This is a genomic window from Idiomarina sp. UBA3176, from assembly GCF_002364295.1.
Taxonomy (GTDB): Bacteria; Pseudomonadota; Gammaproteobacteria; order Enterobacterales; family Alteromonadaceae; genus Idiomarina; species Idiomarina loihiensis.
Map to the genome: position 1 here is coordinate 13308 of NZ_DEXU01000018.1, position 17397 is coordinate 30704.

Sequence of the window (17397 nt, forward strand, 5' to 3'; positions counted from 1 at the left end):
CATGGTTGAAAATAAAATAAAGGATGTTGTTGAGTGCTAGGATTTTCAAAGCAAAAACAAAATGATCACCGTATTTGCTTTCAAATAACGCAAAACAGCGTCCGTCTTCTCGTTGCTAAAGGCTCTGCTAACGCCCCCGAATTAATAGTTAATGACTACGAGCCGGTGCAGCGAGGTTCGTTACTTAAGCACGCCGACACTCTTTTGGGTAAATATTCCCGCTTGTCGTTAAAGCATGCGCAAGTCACCCTGGTGTTGGGAACGGACTTATACGAGTCGGTTCAGGTGGACAGACCCATGCTGGATCCGGAAGAAATTTCGGAAAGCCTAAAATACAGTTTAAGCGACTTAGTGTCTTTTGCGGCTGATGAAATCATTGCCGACTATTATGAGTTTCCCGAGCAACCATCGGGTCAGGATAAAGTGGTTGCGGTTGCGGCGAATAAAAACGATTTAATGCCCTGGGTTGAGCTATTCAGTGAACATGACCTGAGCTTAACGGATATCGCCATTACTGAACTGACGTTACCGCGGTTAGCTGAAACTCAGAACCACGCTGAACTCACTTTATACCAAAACCCTGCTGGCAATTACCTTGCACAAATTAATACCCCCAAAGGGCTTATGTTTACTCGCTTGCTGCGCGGTGTGACCGATGTGTCTAAATACACAGAGAGTGAAATAGCAGCTGGTGCTTTAGAACCTTTGGCAACAGAGCTACAGCGCTCGGTTGATTATTTCGAAAGCCATTTGCGACAGGCCCCCATTAGCCGGATTATTCTCGCCGTAGAACACATGAAGCCGGCCTCCCTTGAAAAGAGCCTGGCTGAGCTGTTAGCAGTAGAGTGCACTATGTATCAGTACCCACAATGGTCTGCTGACTTACGCGAGGGCGACTACTCCGATCTTGCCGGCTTAGGTGCGTTAGTTGAGGGCGATTTATGAAGCAATGGGTAAATCTGTACCGCAACGAGCTGAAGCCTGTAAAGCAGAGGCTCACACTAACGAAGGTAAGTTCTGTTTTGGGTCTTTGGCTGGGGCTGTTACTCGTGGTGGTTGGGGTTACTCAGTGGCAAAAAGCAACGACTGTTCAAAAGAATGAACAGTTATCGGCTACACTGGAAAAACTCAATAGTGACTTGGCTAATAATCGCGAGAGAATTTCTTTGCGGCAGCCAAGTCCGCAACTTCAGGCAGAAAAAGAGCAATTACAGCAAGAGTTGCAGGACGCCAGAAGTTTCAGTCAGCAAATTGCAGAGTTTCGTCAGAACCAGTCCTCATCCGTTAGTGAGTTTTTACATGAACTTGCAGAGATAACTCCGGAAGACATCTGGTTGACTGATTTTTCAATGTCTGGCGAGAATATCCGTTTACACGGGCAGGCGCTAAACAGTGAAGCCTTAGTGTTATGGATGGATAAGTTTGGTCAATCGGGGGTTCTGTCAGATAAGCGCTTTGCGGTTGTCGAGCTTAAGCGCAGCGAGCAAGGCTATCAGCAGTTTTTGCTGCAAAGCGTCAGAAGCAGCGAGGGCGAATCAAACAATGAATAACTGGTGGTTACGCGCACAAGAAACCTTTAACTCTATGCCCGGGCGACAGCGAGCGCTGTTGTCACTGGCCGGTTTTTTAATGATTACTCTGCCGCTTATGAGCTACGTTATTTTTCCAACGCTGGAGCAGAACAAAATTCTTTCAGCGGACAACCACCGTATAGCCTCTCAAATAGAGCAGTCTAGGCAATTAGCGCAGGACTTGCAGGCGCAGCTGGTTACTGACATAGATGCTCCGCTCAGAGCCGAAATCAAGCAGTTGAAGCAGCGCTTAGCTCAGGCAAAAGGCAATTTTTCAGAAAGTCAGGTTTTATTGCCCGCACAACAACGAAAGCAGTTTCTCAACAGCGTGTTACGTCATGCCTCGGAACTGGGAATGGATAGTTTAGAAGCTAAAGAGCCGACCGTCGTATTTGAAACCGGGTCTATTAAACTCTATCAGCATGCTGTGCAGGCGGAATTTACCGGGCGTTTTTTCGCGGTATCCGACTTTGTGGATACGCTGCAAAAAGAGTACCCCAATGTCCAGTGGGCCCGCTTTGATTATCAGGTAGGCGACTACCCGACAGCGAAGGTGACGATAGTCTGGTATCTGCTAAGTACGGATAAGGAGTTTATCAGTGCTTAAAGGAATTGCGTTGTTATTACTTATGGTCGCGGTCTCGGCTTTTTCGCAAGAGCGGGATCCTACCCAGCCGCCGTTTACAGTAAGTCAGCCCACAGTGGAAATGGATAGTTGGGGACAGAATATAAAACTGTCTCAAATTTTTTATTCAGAGCAGAGTCAGTCAGCGCGTATTAACGGTGAATGGGTTAAGCCTGGTGAAAATATTGATGGGTTTCGGGTTAATTCAGTTAATCCGAACAGCGTTATTTTAGAGAAGAACAACGAAAGAGTAGAGATTACTTTGTTTAAGCCGATAAAACAGAACGAGAAAGGTAATCCGGGGGCGGTACAATGAAAAAAGTTGCAGCAGGAGCGTTATTGTTGGCACTAAGCGGCTGTGCTTATCAACCGAGCTATTCTCCGGATGAAGCCAATAAAGCAATGAAACCGGAAGCTTCTGAAAAGAAAAAAACAGAGGCGAAGAAAGAACTGCCGGCAGAAGTCAGTAACTTCTTAAATCAGACGGCAAATAAAGAACAGGAAGATGGACTCGCTTTACTGGAAGAGCCCCGGTTTGTGCTGCAGGCCGATGATGTTGACGCGAAAGCTTTCTTTTATGGGCTAGCGGCAGATTCTCCTTACAACATTTTGGTACACCCCAATGTCAGTGGCGAAATCTCGCTAAGCCTGAAAGACGTTACCTTAGACGAAACGCTGGATGCTGTGCAGGACATGTATGGTTTTGAAGTTCGTCGTACCGGGCGGACTATTCAGATATACCCTGCCGGGGTAAGAACTCAGACGTTCTCACTGGATTACCTGTCGCTTCGCCGTTTTGGAATGTCACAAACCGAGATTTCAGGTGGTGGCGTGAGCGAGGAACGTAACAATAGAGGTGGGAACAGTAATCTCGGGAATTCAGGATTTGGAGCAAGCAACCTAGGCGCTGGAAACACGCCATTTTCCGGGAGTGGCCAAAATAATAGAGGCTCTCAGCAAAACCAATTGCAAGGCAACGGCTCCAGCATTAACACCCAGTCTGAAACTGACTTATGGGGCGGTCTGAAGGACGTTATTGAAGGCATTATTGGTGACGGCAATGTGGTGCTGTCGCCGCAGGCGGGTATTGTTAGTGTTACTGCTTCACCGAGTAAACTTCGTGCTGTTGGTGATTTCATCACGGTTCTGGAATCTCGTTTGCAGCGTCAGGTTATTCTGGAAGCCCGTATTATTGAAGTAACTCTGAACGATGGCTATCAACAAGGGATAAACTGGAGTGATATTTATTCGGGGAATGCTGGCTTTGGTGTTGATTTCAACGGAGTAACTCCTAGCAATGCTACGTCAGCAGCTATCGGAGGTTTATTTGGACTTACCTATACTGACGACGGGAATAATTTCAGCGGAATGATAGAAATGCTGCAGACTCAAGGTACGGTGCAGGTACTTTCCAACCCTCGCGTCAGTGCATCAAATAATCAAAAAGCCGTTATAAAAATTGGTGAAGACGAATACTTCGTTACGGACGTTACCAGTCGCACGGTTCTGAATACAGGTGGTGCTTCATCGTCCGACTCAGATATAGAATTCACCCCATTTTTCTCAGGCATTTCATTAGATGTTACTCCGCAAATTAGTGACGATGGTGAGGTGATTTTGCATGTGCATCCTTCAGTTGTTGAAACCAGTGAGCAAGAGAAAGTTATTACCGTATCAGGTGAAGAATCCGTGCTTCCTCTGGCTCGTAGCAATATTCGTGAGTCAGACACCATAGTAAAAGCTCGCAACGGTGAAATTGTGGTGCTGGGTGGTTTAATGCAAACCACCAACTCTGAAGAAGTGGGCAAAGTTCCGTTACTGGGTGACATCCCGTTGTTGGGCGAATTATTTACTAACCGTCGCAACCGCCAGGAAAAGAAAGAGCTGGTTATATTACTGAAACCGACTGTGGTGGGTGTTGATACCTGGCGCGATGAACTGAAACGATCTCGCGAACTGCTGCAAGAATGGTTCCCGGATATAGAGCAATAACTAAGGTAGTATGTACTTATACCATTACGGCTTACGCGAACTGCCCTTTACGATAACGCCGAACACGCAGTTCTACTACGACTTGAAAAGCCACCACGAGGCTTTTGAGGTGGTTTTAACGGCGTTAAAAACAGGGGAAGGTTTTATTAAAATTACCGGAGAGGTTGGAACCGGTAAAACTCTTCTGTGCCGACGGTTATTAAATGACATCCCTGACTTTTTTAAAACCGCTTACATTCCAGACTCATACCTTGACCCGGCTGAACTGAGGCTGGCCATTGCTCAGGAACTGGACCTGGAAACCGGACAAATGACCAATCAGCAGCAGCTGGCGCGGGCATTGCAACAGCGCTTGCTGGATATTAATAAAAACGGCCAGGCCGTGGTCATACTCATTGATGAAGCACAAGCGTTGCCGGAAGAAAGTCTGGAAGCTTTGCGTTTATTATCCAACCTGGAAACTGAACGGCGTAAATTGGTGCATATTATTTTACTGGGTCAGCCGGAACTCGATGAGCGTTTATCACAAAAAGCTTTTAGGCAACTTCGTCAGCGAATCAGTTTTTCACATAAATTAACTGCCATGAACGCGGATGAAACGGCCGAATATATTGCGCACCGTATGGATGTGGCCGGTTATCAGGGCACCCCGATATTCGACTGGAAGTTAGTTCGGCGATTACACCGTTGCAGCCGTGGCGTACCCCGTTTAATTAACATGCTGTGTCATAAAATGCTGCTGCTGGCTTACGGAGAGGGACGTCATCAGTTGTCGACGCGGGATTTAAAGTTAGCGGTTAATGATACCGAAGATACAGAATTGACTCGCTCTGTATGTCTTCCCGTAACGGTGTCTGTGTGCGTATTTTTTCTGGCGGCAGCCGCGCTCAGTTATTGGCAAATGGGTGGTTCGCTATGAGCGTTATTAATAAAGTTTTAAAAGATTTAGACCGTCGGGGGCAGCAGCCCTTCTCGAAAAGGGCGGCGAGTAGCGCCGTTGAGCGCCGCAGTAGCCATCGTTTAGGGTTATGGTTGCTGGCGTTGATGCTGGTGATTGTTCTGGCTTTAGTTATTTTCTGGTGGCAGTCGCGTTCAGAAAACACAATGACGGTAACGGAGAGCGAGCCGGCTGAAATGCCAAAACTGCAAGAGCGGGTCGAGCCATTCATTGATACTGCAGTGATAGAAGTGCCAGCTGAGCGCACCCCTCGCTCTGAAAGTGATTCACGGCAATCTAGTGAGATAGTATCACAAGACTTGGCTTCGGTTGTGATTCCGGAAACGGAACCGGAAAAGGCCGAAAAAGCAGAGTCCATGCCAGAAGAGCCTGTTGTTAACGCTGAAGACACCGAAAACGAGACGCAAAAAGGCGGTGAATTTAGCAAGCAACCCGTGCAGCTCTCGCCAGCAGAAATTTCCGCACAACATATTGAGAAGGCACAAAAAGCTCAGCAACAGGGTCGTTTAACTGCGGCGGAAGACCATTGGCGTAAGGCGCTTGCTGTCACTCCTGAAAATAAAGAAGTCAGAAAAAAGCTGGCGGCTTTGCAGTTTGGCCGGAATAAGGTATCGCAGGCATTAACAACGCTAGAAGCCGGTTTTAAACTGAACCCAAATGACTTTGAGTTTCGTCTGCTAAGTGCGCGAATCCTGGAGAAAGAAGCGCGACCTGCTGCGGCACTAAGTTTGTTGAAGCAAGCGACGCCGGACGCAGGTGCCTATCCACAGTATGTTCAGAAACAAGCGTTATTAGCCCAGGCACAGGGCGACTACAAGGCAGCTGCTGACGCATATCAGCGCCTTGTCGAGTCTGAACCGGAACAAGGCCGCTGGTATTTAGGTAAAGCCGTTGCGCAACAAGAGTTCTCGCCGGAAACCGCTGTTGCCTCATATCAGGAAGCGTTTAAACGGATAAAACATCAGCCGACCCTGGATTTTATTGAGCAGCAAATTACGTCTTTACAGGTAACTGAAGCAGGTGAGCAATGAAGCGTCCTCGTCTTAAAATGCGACTAGGCGATTTGCTTGTTCACGAGCAAATCATCAGTGAAGAGCAGCTGCAAAAAGCACTAGAGCAGCAGCGTATTAGCGGACGTAAGCTGGGCGCGACGTTAACCGATCTTGGCTATATTTCCGAACAGCAGTTACTCGAATTCCTGGCGCAGCAACTTAAACTGCCGCTTATCAGTATTTCTGAACGTAAAATTCCGGCTGAAGCCTTTAAATTGCTACCCGAAGTTCAGGCGCGTCGACATCGGGCATTGGTTATAGAAGCCAGCGAAGAGCAGGCATTAGTGGGTATGAGTGACCCGGCTGACCTGTCCTCAATTGACGCCATTAATCAATTATTGGCTCCGCGCCAGGTTGAACTTGCCGTGGTTCCCGAAGGCGAGTTGATGCAGGCCTTTGATAACCTCTATCGACGCACCAAAGAAATTGAAACCTTCGCCAGTCAGTTGCAGGACGAATACGAAGATACCAGTGAGTTTGAGCTGGGGCAGTTAAGCCTCGATGACGATACTGATGAAGCCACGGTGGCTAAATTACTGCAGTCCATTTTTGAGGATGCGGTGCAAGTTCGAGCCTCGGATATTCACATAGAGCCGGACGACCGTAAATTACGGATTCGCCAACGTGTGGACGGTGTATTGCAGGAAAATGTGCTGGAAGAAACCAACATTGCCAATGCGCTGGTGTTACGTCTGAAGCTTATGGCCGGGCTGGATATTTCTGAACGACGCCTGCCGCAGGACGGCCGGTTTAATATTAAAATTCGCAAACACAGTATCGACGTGCGGGTATCAACCATGCCGGTGCAATACGGCGAGTCCTGCGTGTTGCGTCTGCTGGACCAATCTGCCGGGCTGTTGTCGCTGGAACAAACCGGTATGCCTGCTGCTATTGTTAAGCGTATACGGGCTTTAATTAAACGTCCGCATGGCATGTTGCTGGTAACCGGGCCTACCGGTTCGGGTAAAACCACAACGCTTTATGGTGCACTTAGTGAGCTGAATACCGAAGGCAAAAAGGTGATTACGGTTGAAGACCCGGTTGAGTACCGCTTGCCGCGTATTTCGCAAGTGCAGGTGAACAGTAAAATTGGGCTGGATTTCTCGCGGGTTCTGCGCACCACTTTACGTCAGGATCCGGACATTATTATGGTCGGTGAGATGCGCGACCACGAAACGGTTGAAATTGGTTTGCGCGGCTCTATTACCGGTCATTTAGTTTTATCCACACTGCATACCAACGATGCCATTACCAGTGCCATGCGTCTAATTGACATGGGCGCACCGCCGTATTTGGTCGCTGCTGCGTTGCGAGGCATATTAGCTCAGCGTTTGGTGCGCCGGGTATGCGATAAATGTGCAGAGAGTTACCAGCCGGATGAAGCCGAAAGTCAGTGGCTGGAGCATTTACGTGAGGGTAGCTCGGGCTATTCTTTTAAACGCGGAGTTGGTTGCCAGACATGCAACCATACCGGCTACCGTGGGCGCATAGGTGTGTTTGAACTGCTGGAAATGAATACGCCAATGATGGATGCCTTGCGTGATGGTAATACGCGAGAGTTTGCAATAGCTGCGAAAGCGCATCCGGGTTATCAGTCTATGGCCACGGTTGCACTGGATTATGCCCGTGAAGGTATTACCAGCGTCGACGAAGTCTTGTTTCTGGCTGAAAGTGTTGAGGACAGTATCTGATGCAGTTTCGGTATCGTGCACGGGACAAAGCAGGGCAACTGCAGCAAGGTTCACTGGATGCGAGTGATGAGCGCAATGCTGCCGATGTACTGATGCGTCGCGGCTTGGTACCGTTATCGATTAATTCTGTAAAAAGTCAGAGCTTTTCCTTCTTGAATAGTGGCTTTGGGGAAAGTTTAAAGTCTGCGTTTCGGCAAAAAGTGTCACTGGACGAGTTGATTATATTCTGTCGACAAATGTATTCGCTGACGCAAGCTGGCATTCCTATGCTGCGGGCTATTGAAGGGCTGTCAGATACCACCCAGAACAAGCGCTTACGTAAGACTTTGCAGGATGTGCATGAGCAACTGGAGCGGGGACGAAACTTGTCGTCAGCCATGGCAAATCACCGGGGCGTTTTCCCGCGACTGGTTATTGCTATTGTGCATGTGGGCGAAAATACCGGGCAGTTGGAAGAGTCCTTTCAACAGCTGGCGGTTTATCTAGAGAAAGAGCAAGACACCAGAAAGCGGATAAAAGCCGCCACCCGCTACCCGAGCTTTGTTCTTATTGCGCTTGTTATTGCCATGTTTGTACTGAACATTTTTGTGATCCCAACGTTCGCTTCTATGTTCAGTCGGTTTAATGTTGAACTGCCATGGGCAACCCGTGCCCTGTTGGGCTCGTCTGAATTCTTCGTCGCCTTTTGGCATGTGTTGTTGCTTGCAATGCTTGGTACTTTTTTCGGCCTCAGGTATTACATAGCGACCGACAACGGAAGGCTGAAATGGGACAGTCTGAAGTTAAAAGTACCCATTATTGGCTCCATTTTAATGCGTTCCATGTTAGGTCGTTTTGCCCGCAGTTTTTCGGTCATGATAGGTGCCGGCGTTCCGCTGACACAGGCTTTATCCTTAGTTGCTGAAGCGGTGGATAATGCCTGGATGGAAAAACGCATTATTGAAATGCGCCGCGGCATTGAACGAGGGGAAAACTTGTCGCGAGTTGCCCGTCAGTCAGGCCTGTTTACGCCATTAATTTTGCAAATGATATCGGTGGGTGAAGAAACCGGCCGGGTTGATGTTTTGTTGTTAGAAGTCGCGGAATATTACGAGCGTGAAACCGACTACGATCTCAAAACCTTAACCGCTCGTATTGAGCCATTAATGATAGCCGTTGTGGCCGTTATGGTATTGATTCTCGCGCTGGGCATCTTTACCCCAATGTGGGACATGATGAGCGCGTATCAGGGAAGATAATGACCAGAGCCGCAACGGATGAGCGCAAGGGTATTCAGCGGCTGCAGAATATTCTGGTGGTTTTGCTGTTGTTGGTATTGGCTGCAGTGGCGGCCAGAATGGTTTTGGTTGATGAGCCGCAAAAATGGCGACAGACCGAGTTAGATATTGCGGTTTCGCGTTTTATTGACTCGCTTTGGCTGGCCAGAACCGAGTGGATGCGACGCGGTAAGCCAAAAGAAGTTGCTTTGCTTTATGAAAATAAAGCGCAGCAAACGAATGTAGTAATGAATGAGCAAGGGTGGCCGTCGGTTGAGCCGGGGTGTTTACAGTTGTGGCAGCATCTGGGCAGTAACGTGCCGGGCAGCGCTTTAGATACGGAATTAGAGAACGGGAATTGTCATTACAGAATTAACCAAAAACCTTGGTTTTCCTATAAAAGTGACCGGGGTCAGGTTGTTCGGAAATAACCCGGGAACCCGGTGTTAAGTGTTAAGGAAATGTAATAAAATGGATTCTATTGGAGTTTTAGTATGAGAGCTAAAATGAGTAAAAGACAGCAGGGTTTTACCATCATCGAGCTGATTATTGTCGTGGTCATTCTCGGCTTGTTGGCAGCCGCCGCTATTCCGCGCTTCACCGATGTATCATCGGATGCCGAAGACGCGGCCCTTGAAGGTGTTGCCGGTGGTTTTGCCAGTGCGGTTGGCATTGTTCGCGGCGAATGGGAACTGAGCGGTCGTCCGAAAGGGGCCAGTGGCACGGGAGCCGGGGCTGAGGTGTCTATGGACCAAATTCAGCTTTACGTAGACGGCAGCAGGGGGTATCCGGTGAGTGGTGACAATGCAAATGCGCACGACGAAAACTTAGCTGCAACAGACTGCGTCAGTGTTATGCAGTCTATTTTGCAGGGCGCACCAACGGTCACAACCAATTTTAATAACCTGAACGAAACACGCTATTTTACTTACGTGACACAAGATAGCGCAGCAGGTAACGATATGTGTGTTTACTATTTAGCGAACACCATAAAAAATGAAACAGAAGCTCCGTCGGGTGATGATTATCTGACAGTGGGCAATGCTTTCGTTTATAATCCACGCAACGGCGGCGTGAGTATTCACAGCAACAACCAGTAAGTTTTTTTACAACAATTGAGAGTTTTAATTATGCGCAATCAAAAAGGTTTTACCCTGATCGAACTGATCATCGTTATTGTAGTTTTGGGGATTTTAGCAGTAACGGCTGCGCCTCAGTTTATTAATTTTGCGGGTGATGCTCGGTCGGGAACACTTGATGGGGTGCGAGCTTCAATGCAAAGCGCGTCGACTTTAATCAATGCAAAAGCAAAGGTTCAAGGCACTGATGAGTCTCAAACTACGGATGCCACAAATTCTCCTACAGTTTCCAATAACGGAACGGACATCGCCGTAGCCTACGGGTACCCAGATGCTGTAGAGATTGACGGTCTACTTGATATAAATGCAGGCGACTTTGGGGTTGTCTATGAGACCGGTACTGATGCGGAAGAAGTAAGTTCGACGCTAATTTATGCAGTGGGACAAGGTGTACCAGAAGCGGATGCCACTTCAGGATGTTTCGTACGTTACTCTGAACCGACTTCAGCTGGTTCAAAACCAGAGTACGAAAAAATTGACGACGGTTGCTAAAGCACTTGAAGCCCGCAGGACCTTCTGCGGGCTTTCATAATTAAGGCCAGCTATGAAGTCCAAAGGCTTCACCCTCATAGAACTCATCATCATACTGGTGATCATCGGTATTCTTGCCGTATCTGCTGGTCCTGTCTTCTTTGATAACTCCGGTACACAAAGCCAAGTTGTACGACAAAAGGCAATGAGTATTTTGCGCAGCATTCAGCAACAAGCGATGCAAAACACCGATAAACCGCTTGAGTTGCAGGTAACCCAAACAACATTGGGTATGCCTCCTTATAATAACGAGAACAACCTGCAAATAAGTAATAGCGACATAGAGTTTTCACCTGCGGATTTTACAATAGGTTTCAATGGCTTAGGTCAACCAACTCAAGACTGTGAAGGTGGTTGCACTATTACCCTTAAGGAAAGCTCTGGTATAGACCGGGTCATTAGCATTAATAAAGAGGGCTTTATTAATGCGCAATAACTTCTCTAAGGGCTTTACGCTTATTGAACTGATTGCCGGAATTGTGGTTATTGCTATTGTCACACTTGTGGTGACGTCTGGTCTGGGCCTGCTTTTTCGACAAAGCGTAGAGCCCTGGCAGCAGGTAAGAGCAGCAGAAGCCGGGCAAAGTGTAATGAACGAAATAATGGCCCGGCGTTTTGATGAAAACTCTAATGTAGGTAATCAGTATGTGCGCTGTGGTGAATATGATGCAAATGACGAAAAAGTAGAGTGTACTCTTCCTATTAATTTAGGGCCTGATAACGGAGAGAGTCAGAGAAAGCAGTTTGACGACGTAGACGACTATCATGACTTAAGGCTCGATGGTGCAGAACTTAGCGGTTCATCTCCGAATCGCTACAATGGCTTTGAAGCGTCAGTGCGTGTTACATATAAAGAAAAGGATAAGCTGAAAAGAATCACAGTCATTGTCACAACACCTCAAGGCGAAAGTATCGAATTCAGCACCATAAAAGGAAATTGGTAATGAATGCGCAGCGAGGTTTTACTTTAGTCGAACTGATTATCGTCATTGTATTGCTGGCGATTATCGCTGGTTTTAGCTTCCAGTTTGTGGGTATTGGTGCGCAAATGTTTTCTACTGGTGCAGAACGTTTGCAAACGATTGAGAAAAGCCGCTTTGCTATTGAACGAGTGACGCGGGAAATTCGTGGTGCCGTGCCTAACAGCGTACGTGAGAGTGGTCAGTGTATCGAGTTTGTTCCTATTGTAGTTGCTGGAACGTATTACAATGCACCTATTTCCCCATACTCAGGTAGTGAAATGACGTTGGTGACCTTTGCTGACAGCCTTAGTACTGAGGTTAATGGAAATGAACGAGTCTTTATATATGCTACTCGGCCTAATTTTATTTACGCAGATTCTGGGCGTCGTGCTGATATTCAAAGTTATGAGAAAATAAATAATATTGAATTTGAATTAACATTTAATGAAGAGGTTCGTTTTGCGAAAGAATCTCCTTTAAAACGAGCCTATATTGGTGCTAAACCAGTGAGGTTCTGTTTGTTTGGTGACGAGCTATCTCGTGAAGAGCGCAATTGGGAAGGGGATATAGAAAATTCTGCCTTGATTGCGACTGGCGTTAGCTCTGATAATCCCTTTGACGTAACCACCAATAATCAGCAAAGCAATAACATTGTAACCATCCAACTTCAGTTTGGCGAAAATGCTGACGAGCAAGTTTTCTATTATCGCGAGGTGCACATACCCAATGCGCCATAACAGCTCATTAAAATCAGTTAATAAGCAGCGAGGAAGCACACTGGTTATAGCGGTGTTTGTTATTGTTGTGCTCGGTGGTTTAGTTGCCGCATTGGCGAGTTTATTAAGAACCTCCTCTGAGAGTGTCGTAATAGAAGTGCTGGGGACACGCAGTTATCTAGCTGCGCAGTCAGGTTTAGAGCAAGCGATGATGACGGTTTATTCGTTGGGCGATGAGCCTGAAACCAATTGCAGCGTCATTGCTACTCCCGAGGATGAACCTTTCAGTTATGAATCCCCTGGGCTTCAACAATGTCATGTAAATATTAGTTGTGGTTGTGCAATTCTTAGCTTTGATGGCGAAACAACAACTAGCTCTGACTGCGATGAAGAACCGGTTGAGCTGGGAGTCTCATTTACTCACTTGGTTATAACTTCTAAGGCGGTCTGTGAAGCAGGGGCACAACGAGCGTCACGCCAACTGCAAATTGAAACACGAGTGAAGAATTAATGAGCCTGTTCAAAGCACTTAAGTTAATCATAATCTCTGTAACCGCCTTTGCGTCTCTTCCCGCTCTGGCTGACAATTACAATCTGCCCAATAATAATCTCCCCGGGTGTTCTAAATCTGGTAATACCTATACCTGTCCTAACGGGTTAAATCTGAATTTCCGCGACCGAATTCAAATTTCTGGCAATAATTCGGTTGTGATCAATGTAGATGGTAATTTTAATCTTGGTTCTGAAATGCGCATTAACGAGAATGGCGGCGCTCAGCAGTTAACAATCACTACTACGGGTTCATATAACGGCGGCTTTCAAAGCGTTATTAACGCGAATATTAGTAGTCAGCAAAACATTACCCTAGCCAATGAAAACATTTTTTCCGGTTCTTTAGTTGCGGCAAACGACGTATCAGTGGGGTTTCGAACAAATATTGATGGCTCCATCCGCTCGACCAGCGGCAGCGTTATTTTACAGGGTGAAAACAGTATTACGGGTAATGTTGATGCCAGAGATAATGTCATTGTGCGCTTCTTAACTGAGGTAAATGGCAACCTTAACGCTACAAACGGGAATGTCGTACTCGAAGGACAAAACGATGTCTCCGGTGCTATTTTCAGTGGCGGTGATACCATTTTACGTTTTCGTTCAGACGTAGAGGGGGCGATCACCAGTAACGGTCGCGTTGTGTTAGAGGGCGAAAACACCGTTAATGGCAATATTATTGCCGGCGACGACGTAACACTTAGATACGGCTCCGATGTAAATGGTGATATTGATGCAGATGGTAGCGTAACGCTGGATGGAGCGAATATTGTTGATGGAAATATTAACGCTACTGACAGGGTCACCATTCCTAACTCAAGCACGGTAACAGGCTATGTGAATGCCCCGCAGATTATTGACGAAAGTAATGTTCAGGGAGAAACCTGTGACATCAACAACAACGAAGGGCCTTGCGGGAGTGAACCGCCCGACCAGCCGTTAGACGGGCTTGGTTACTGGGCTTTTGATCAAGTCGAGTGGAGAGGGCAGTTTGGTGAGGTTCTGGATATTTCCGGCAACGGGCTGCACGGGCAAGCATTAAGAGGTGCAAATACTTCAGGGTTTAATCCGGCAATCGCAGGCAGCCCAGGCACCTGCCGTTATGGCAAATTTAATGGTGATAACGCAGTGCGCGTAGATAACGCTCAGTCAATTGCTAATGCTGAATCTGTAAGTGTTGCGTTTTGGTTTAAAGGCAGTGCTACTGGGCAAAATCAGTCGGATCGTTACCAGAGTCTTTTAGTGATAGGTAACGGACCTACTGAGGGGGCTTCCGGACGTTTCGAAGTTTACCGGCAGGACACCCGCGATGGTGGCGGACTCTATTTTGAAATACGCCGAAATAACGGCGAAATTGTTAATGTCGAGGCAGGTAACACGCGACAAGGGCAAACAAATTTGCTGGACGATAACTGGCATCATTTGGCGGCTTCCTATGACCGTAATGCACGTCGTTTAACTCTGTATATTGACGGGCAACAGGCAGATCAAACCTCATTTAATGGGTCATCTAATTTGAACGCTGTTGCCCCCCGTTTGTATATTGGCGGACAAGGAACCGGGGAAAACAGTTTCTACGGCGAAATTGATGAGGTTTTTATTGATGACAAGGTTCTCACCCAAAGTGACGTGACAACATTAAAAAGCATTACGCGACCTTGCAATGATCAACGGCCACTTTGTGAAGATGTCTGGCCTGTTGCTTTTGAAGTGCCTAATAACGTTCCCAAACCTTTTGATTTACCTGATCGCTCCTACAATACGCAGCTTCCCGCGCAGTTGCAGCCAATTGATTACTTACGTACCGGAAACTTCGGTAACACTGGCTTTAATTACACAACCAATGGGCAAACCTCACGTGTCTATATTGATGGCGATGTGACTATTCAATCGGGGCGTCGTATTAATGTTGGCGGTAATGCTAATGAAATGATGCTGATTGTAACGGGTGATTTGACGTTAGAGCAGGATGTGCAGTTTAACGGGTACATATACGTTGCTGGTAATTTTCTTTTTGAGCGTAGTTTCTTCTTTTGGCAGACATCAGAGGTAACCGGCGGAGTGAGTGTTGGCGGGAGAAGCTTTGCTACAGGTAACTTCGGCTTTTTTGACCCCGAGGTGAATTATCAGGCGCCTGTAGAACCCATTGCCGGTGGTAATTTTTGCAGAGCTTCTGATACGGCTCCACCCGTGTCGCCAGTGCATCATTACCAGCTGTCCTATAACAGCCCGGCATTGACCTGCGCGGCTGCTGATATTGAGGTTACCGCCTGTGCCAATGCCAACTGCTCTGAACTGTATGAGGGGAGTAGCACCGTTCAGCTAAATTCTACGGCTGGCGACTGGTCAACGAACCCTGTTTCGGCTTCTCCTGTGGGTAGTACAAGCCTGGAGCAGACTAATGCCGGCATTTATCCTCTAGCTGTTGAAACTACAGGAACCTTACCGCTCCCGCAGAACCCGATACGCTGTTTAGTTAATGGCAACTTGTCGGAGAGCTGTAATATTGAGTTTAGTGATACCGGATTCATTTTCACTAGTGGGGATAACTTTGAGGACACTGATATTCCGTCACAGGTGTCAGCCGTGCCTTTTAGCAACCTACAATTGCGCGCAGTGGAAACGAACAGTCAGACACTGGCTTGCCAGGCTGTGACGCAGCCTTTGAACTCGGTATCTATGAGTATGAACTGTGTTGACCCTGACCAATGTTTGATGGGGGCGTCTGTTAATGAAATCGAGGTGACAGAAAATAACACCAGTAACATCAGTGTTAGCTTTACTGACGGAAAAGCGCCTCTGGAAATCAACTATAAAGACGCTGGTGCTATCAATTTAACAGCGCAAGCGACTTTACCTAACGGGAAAACACTAAGAGGGACGTCAGAAGCTTTTGTTTGGCGGCCTGCAAGTATTGATGTGGAAGCCAGTCAGGATGCCTCAAGCAATTACGAGGGAACTATCTTAGCCAAAGCCGGAGACGTTTTCACCGCGCGGCTTGCCGCGATTAATGATGAAGGTGATGTAACACCAAACTTTGGTAACGAAGCCAATCCTGAAACATTACAGCTTATGGCTCAGACTGAGGCGGTAGAATCTTATAACGGTGAAATAACGAATGCTGATGGGTTTACTAAAGATGGAGCCGGAATCTTTACAAATTCGGGGCTGACTTATACTGAAGTCGGTTCAACTCGGGTAACTGCATATATAGGAAGCCAGAATTATTTGCCTGGCTACCACGGTTCTCCAGTTATGTTGACAACCGAGAGTGAGATAGGAAGGTTTATTCCTTACGAATTTCAAATGGAAACTTTCGGTGGTTTCAGCGGTGTCTGTAACCGGAATAATGCAGGCCAGGGCGACGAATTTTATTATATCGGGGAGGCGCAGCTATTAGGACCAAGCTTTGCCTTAACAGCGGTAAATAAAAATGGTGAAACGACTAAGAATTATCCGACAGACGTTGTTGAGGGTGAATTGGAGTTTTATCCGTTTAATGGCGCAAATGGTAGTCCTGAACCGTTGAACCCAGGCCAACTGTTTGCAACAGACGTTGAACTTGAATGGGGGCAGAATGAAGATAGCGCGGGAACGGCTACGTTCAAGTTGCCAGCTCCGTCTGTTACTTACCGCCGAAACATTGCAGAAGAAGGCCCTTATGAAGACTATAAATTGGGAATTCAGTTTAATGATAGCGAAGGCGACAATTATTATTCGATAATAACAGAGTCTAATCTTCCGGCGGCTGCCCAGGCACCAGCATTCAAACTGTATGATAGTGTAAAGTTACTTTACGGGCGCTTTGTTTTAGATAATATCTTTGGCGCCGAAGTTGATGATCTTCCGCTGTCTGGTCGAGCCCAGTTTTGGAATGGTGATAATTTCGTCATAAATACTAATGATAACTGCTTTACTGTCTCAGTATCCAAACTCGATGTCCTATCGGCTATCGATCCTACAAAGGATCCGGTTATAAGCTTAGACACTGAATCTATTGAGCTGTCAGATACGCCGGACTCGGTCAGTTTGGCTGAAGGTGAATTGCAGGAAGCATATAGTCCAATGGAAGACCTGTTGCGCTGGCAAGCTTATGGTTCTGCAGCCGAATTTACTTTCGAGCTGACTGTTCCTTCATTTTTGCAATACGATTGGGACGGCGACAGTAACTACCAAGATAACCCCATGGCCGAAGGTACATTCGGTATTTACCGGGGCCGCGACCGGCAAATTTACTGGCAGGAAGTGGGTTGGTAGAACGAATTATAACGATTAATCGACAATTCGATGACAATGCCTCTTGCTCTTTTGTTAACAAGCAAATAGCATAAAGCAGAGTTTAAACGAAAAATGCG

17 protein-coding genes are annotated in these 17397 nt (G+C 47.0%); all 17 read left to right on the forward strand.

Annotated features, from left to right (window positions below; translation table 11 throughout):
- The first annotated feature begins 33 nt into the window (after positions 1 to 33).
- Positions 34 to 945, forward strand: a complete 912-nt coding sequence (locus B2U97_RS06965) for a Type II secretory pathway component (protein WP_286822993.1) — start codon at positions 34 to 36, stop codon at positions 943 to 945.
- On the forward strand, positions 942 to 1550 hold the full coding sequence (locus B2U97_RS06970) for a PilN domain-containing protein (protein ID WP_286830380.1): 609 nt from the start codon (positions 942 to 944) through the stop codon (positions 1548 to 1550). The genes B2U97_RS06965 and B2U97_RS06970 overlap by 4 nt, the downstream gene beginning before the upstream one ends.
- On the forward strand, positions 1543 to 2178 hold the full coding sequence (locus B2U97_RS06975; protein WP_286822991.1) for a Type II secretory pathway component: 636 nt from the start codon (positions 1543 to 1545) through the stop codon (positions 2176 to 2178). The genes B2U97_RS06970 and B2U97_RS06975 overlap by 8 nt, the downstream gene beginning before the upstream one ends.
- The gene (locus B2U97_RS06980) at positions 2171 to 2512 is read left to right on the forward strand and encodes a general secretion pathway protein GspB (protein WP_114982042.1); all 342 of its coding nucleotides are present in this window, start codon (positions 2171 to 2173) and stop codon (positions 2510 to 2512) included. Before B2U97_RS06975 ends, B2U97_RS06980 begins: the two co-directional genes overlap by 8 nt.
- The gene (mshL, locus tag B2U97_RS06985) at positions 2509 to 4188 is read left to right on the forward strand and encodes a pilus (MSHA type) biogenesis protein MshL (protein ID WP_272990607.1); all 1680 of its coding nucleotides are present in this window, start codon (positions 2509 to 2511) and stop codon (positions 4186 to 4188) included. Before B2U97_RS06980 ends, mshL begins: the two co-directional genes overlap by 4 nt.
- 10 nt (positions 4189 to 4198) lie before the next feature.
- A complete protein-coding gene (locus tag B2U97_RS06990) occupies positions 4199 to 5107 on the forward strand; it encodes an ExeA family protein (protein ID WP_034818705.1) in 909 nt (302 codons plus the stop codon).
- Positions 5104 to 6177 (forward strand): tetratricopeptide repeat protein, encoded by a 1074-nt coding sequence (locus B2U97_RS06995; protein WP_286822990.1) that lies wholly within the window; start codon positions 5104 to 5106, stop codon positions 6175 to 6177. Before B2U97_RS06990 ends, B2U97_RS06995 begins: the two co-directional genes overlap by 4 nt.
- On the forward strand, positions 6174 to 7889 hold the full coding sequence (locus tag B2U97_RS07000; protein ID WP_286822989.1) for a GspE/PulE family protein: 1716 nt from the start codon (positions 6174 to 6176) through the stop codon (positions 7887 to 7889). The genes B2U97_RS06995 and B2U97_RS07000 overlap by 4 nt, the downstream gene beginning before the upstream one ends.
- A complete protein-coding gene (locus B2U97_RS07005; RefSeq protein ID WP_286822988.1) occupies positions 7889 to 9127 on the forward strand; it encodes a type II secretion system F family protein in 1239 nt (412 codons plus the stop codon). The genes B2U97_RS07000 and B2U97_RS07005 overlap by 1 nt, the downstream gene beginning before the upstream one ends.
- Positions 9127 to 9576 (forward strand): Type II secretory pathway component, encoded by a 450-nt coding sequence (locus B2U97_RS07010; protein ID WP_272989592.1) that lies wholly within the window; start codon positions 9127 to 9129, stop codon positions 9574 to 9576. The genes B2U97_RS07005 and B2U97_RS07010 overlap by 1 nt, the downstream gene beginning before the upstream one ends.
- A 75-nt stretch (positions 9577 to 9651) precedes the next feature.
- Positions 9652 to 10245, forward strand: a complete 594-nt coding sequence (locus B2U97_RS07015; protein WP_272989589.1) for a prepilin-type N-terminal cleavage/methylation domain-containing protein — start codon at positions 9652 to 9654, stop codon at positions 10243 to 10245.
- Between the two features lie 30 nt (positions 10246 to 10275).
- Entirely contained in the window at positions 10276 to 10776 is a 501-nt protein-coding gene (locus B2U97_RS07020; protein ID WP_110013556.1) for a prepilin-type N-terminal cleavage/methylation domain-containing protein, read from the forward strand.
- Between the two features lie 52 nt (positions 10777 to 10828).
- Positions 10829 to 11251, forward strand: a complete 423-nt coding sequence (locus B2U97_RS07025; protein ID WP_110013557.1) for a prepilin-type N-terminal cleavage/methylation domain-containing protein — start codon at positions 10829 to 10831, stop codon at positions 11249 to 11251.
- A complete protein-coding gene (locus B2U97_RS07030; protein WP_110013558.1) occupies positions 11241 to 11759 on the forward strand; it encodes a type IV pilus modification PilV family protein in 519 nt (172 codons plus the stop codon). The genes B2U97_RS07025 and B2U97_RS07030 overlap by 11 nt, the downstream gene beginning before the upstream one ends.
- Positions 11759 to 12514, forward strand: a complete 756-nt coding sequence (locus B2U97_RS07035; protein ID WP_110013559.1) for a prepilin-type N-terminal cleavage/methylation domain-containing protein — start codon at positions 11759 to 11761, stop codon at positions 12512 to 12514. The genes B2U97_RS07030 and B2U97_RS07035 overlap by 1 nt, the downstream gene beginning before the upstream one ends.
- Entirely contained in the window at positions 12504 to 13004 is a 501-nt protein-coding gene (locus tag B2U97_RS07040) for a type IV pilus modification PilV family protein (protein ID WP_110013560.1), read from the forward strand. Before B2U97_RS07035 ends, B2U97_RS07040 begins: the two co-directional genes overlap by 11 nt.
- On the forward strand, positions 13004 to 17299 hold the full coding sequence (locus B2U97_RS07045; RefSeq protein ID WP_272989582.1) for a DUF6701 domain-containing protein: 4296 nt from the start codon (positions 13004 to 13006) through the stop codon (positions 17297 to 17299). The genes B2U97_RS07040 and B2U97_RS07045 overlap by 1 nt, the downstream gene beginning before the upstream one ends.
- Positions 17300 to 17397 lie beyond the last annotated feature (98 nt).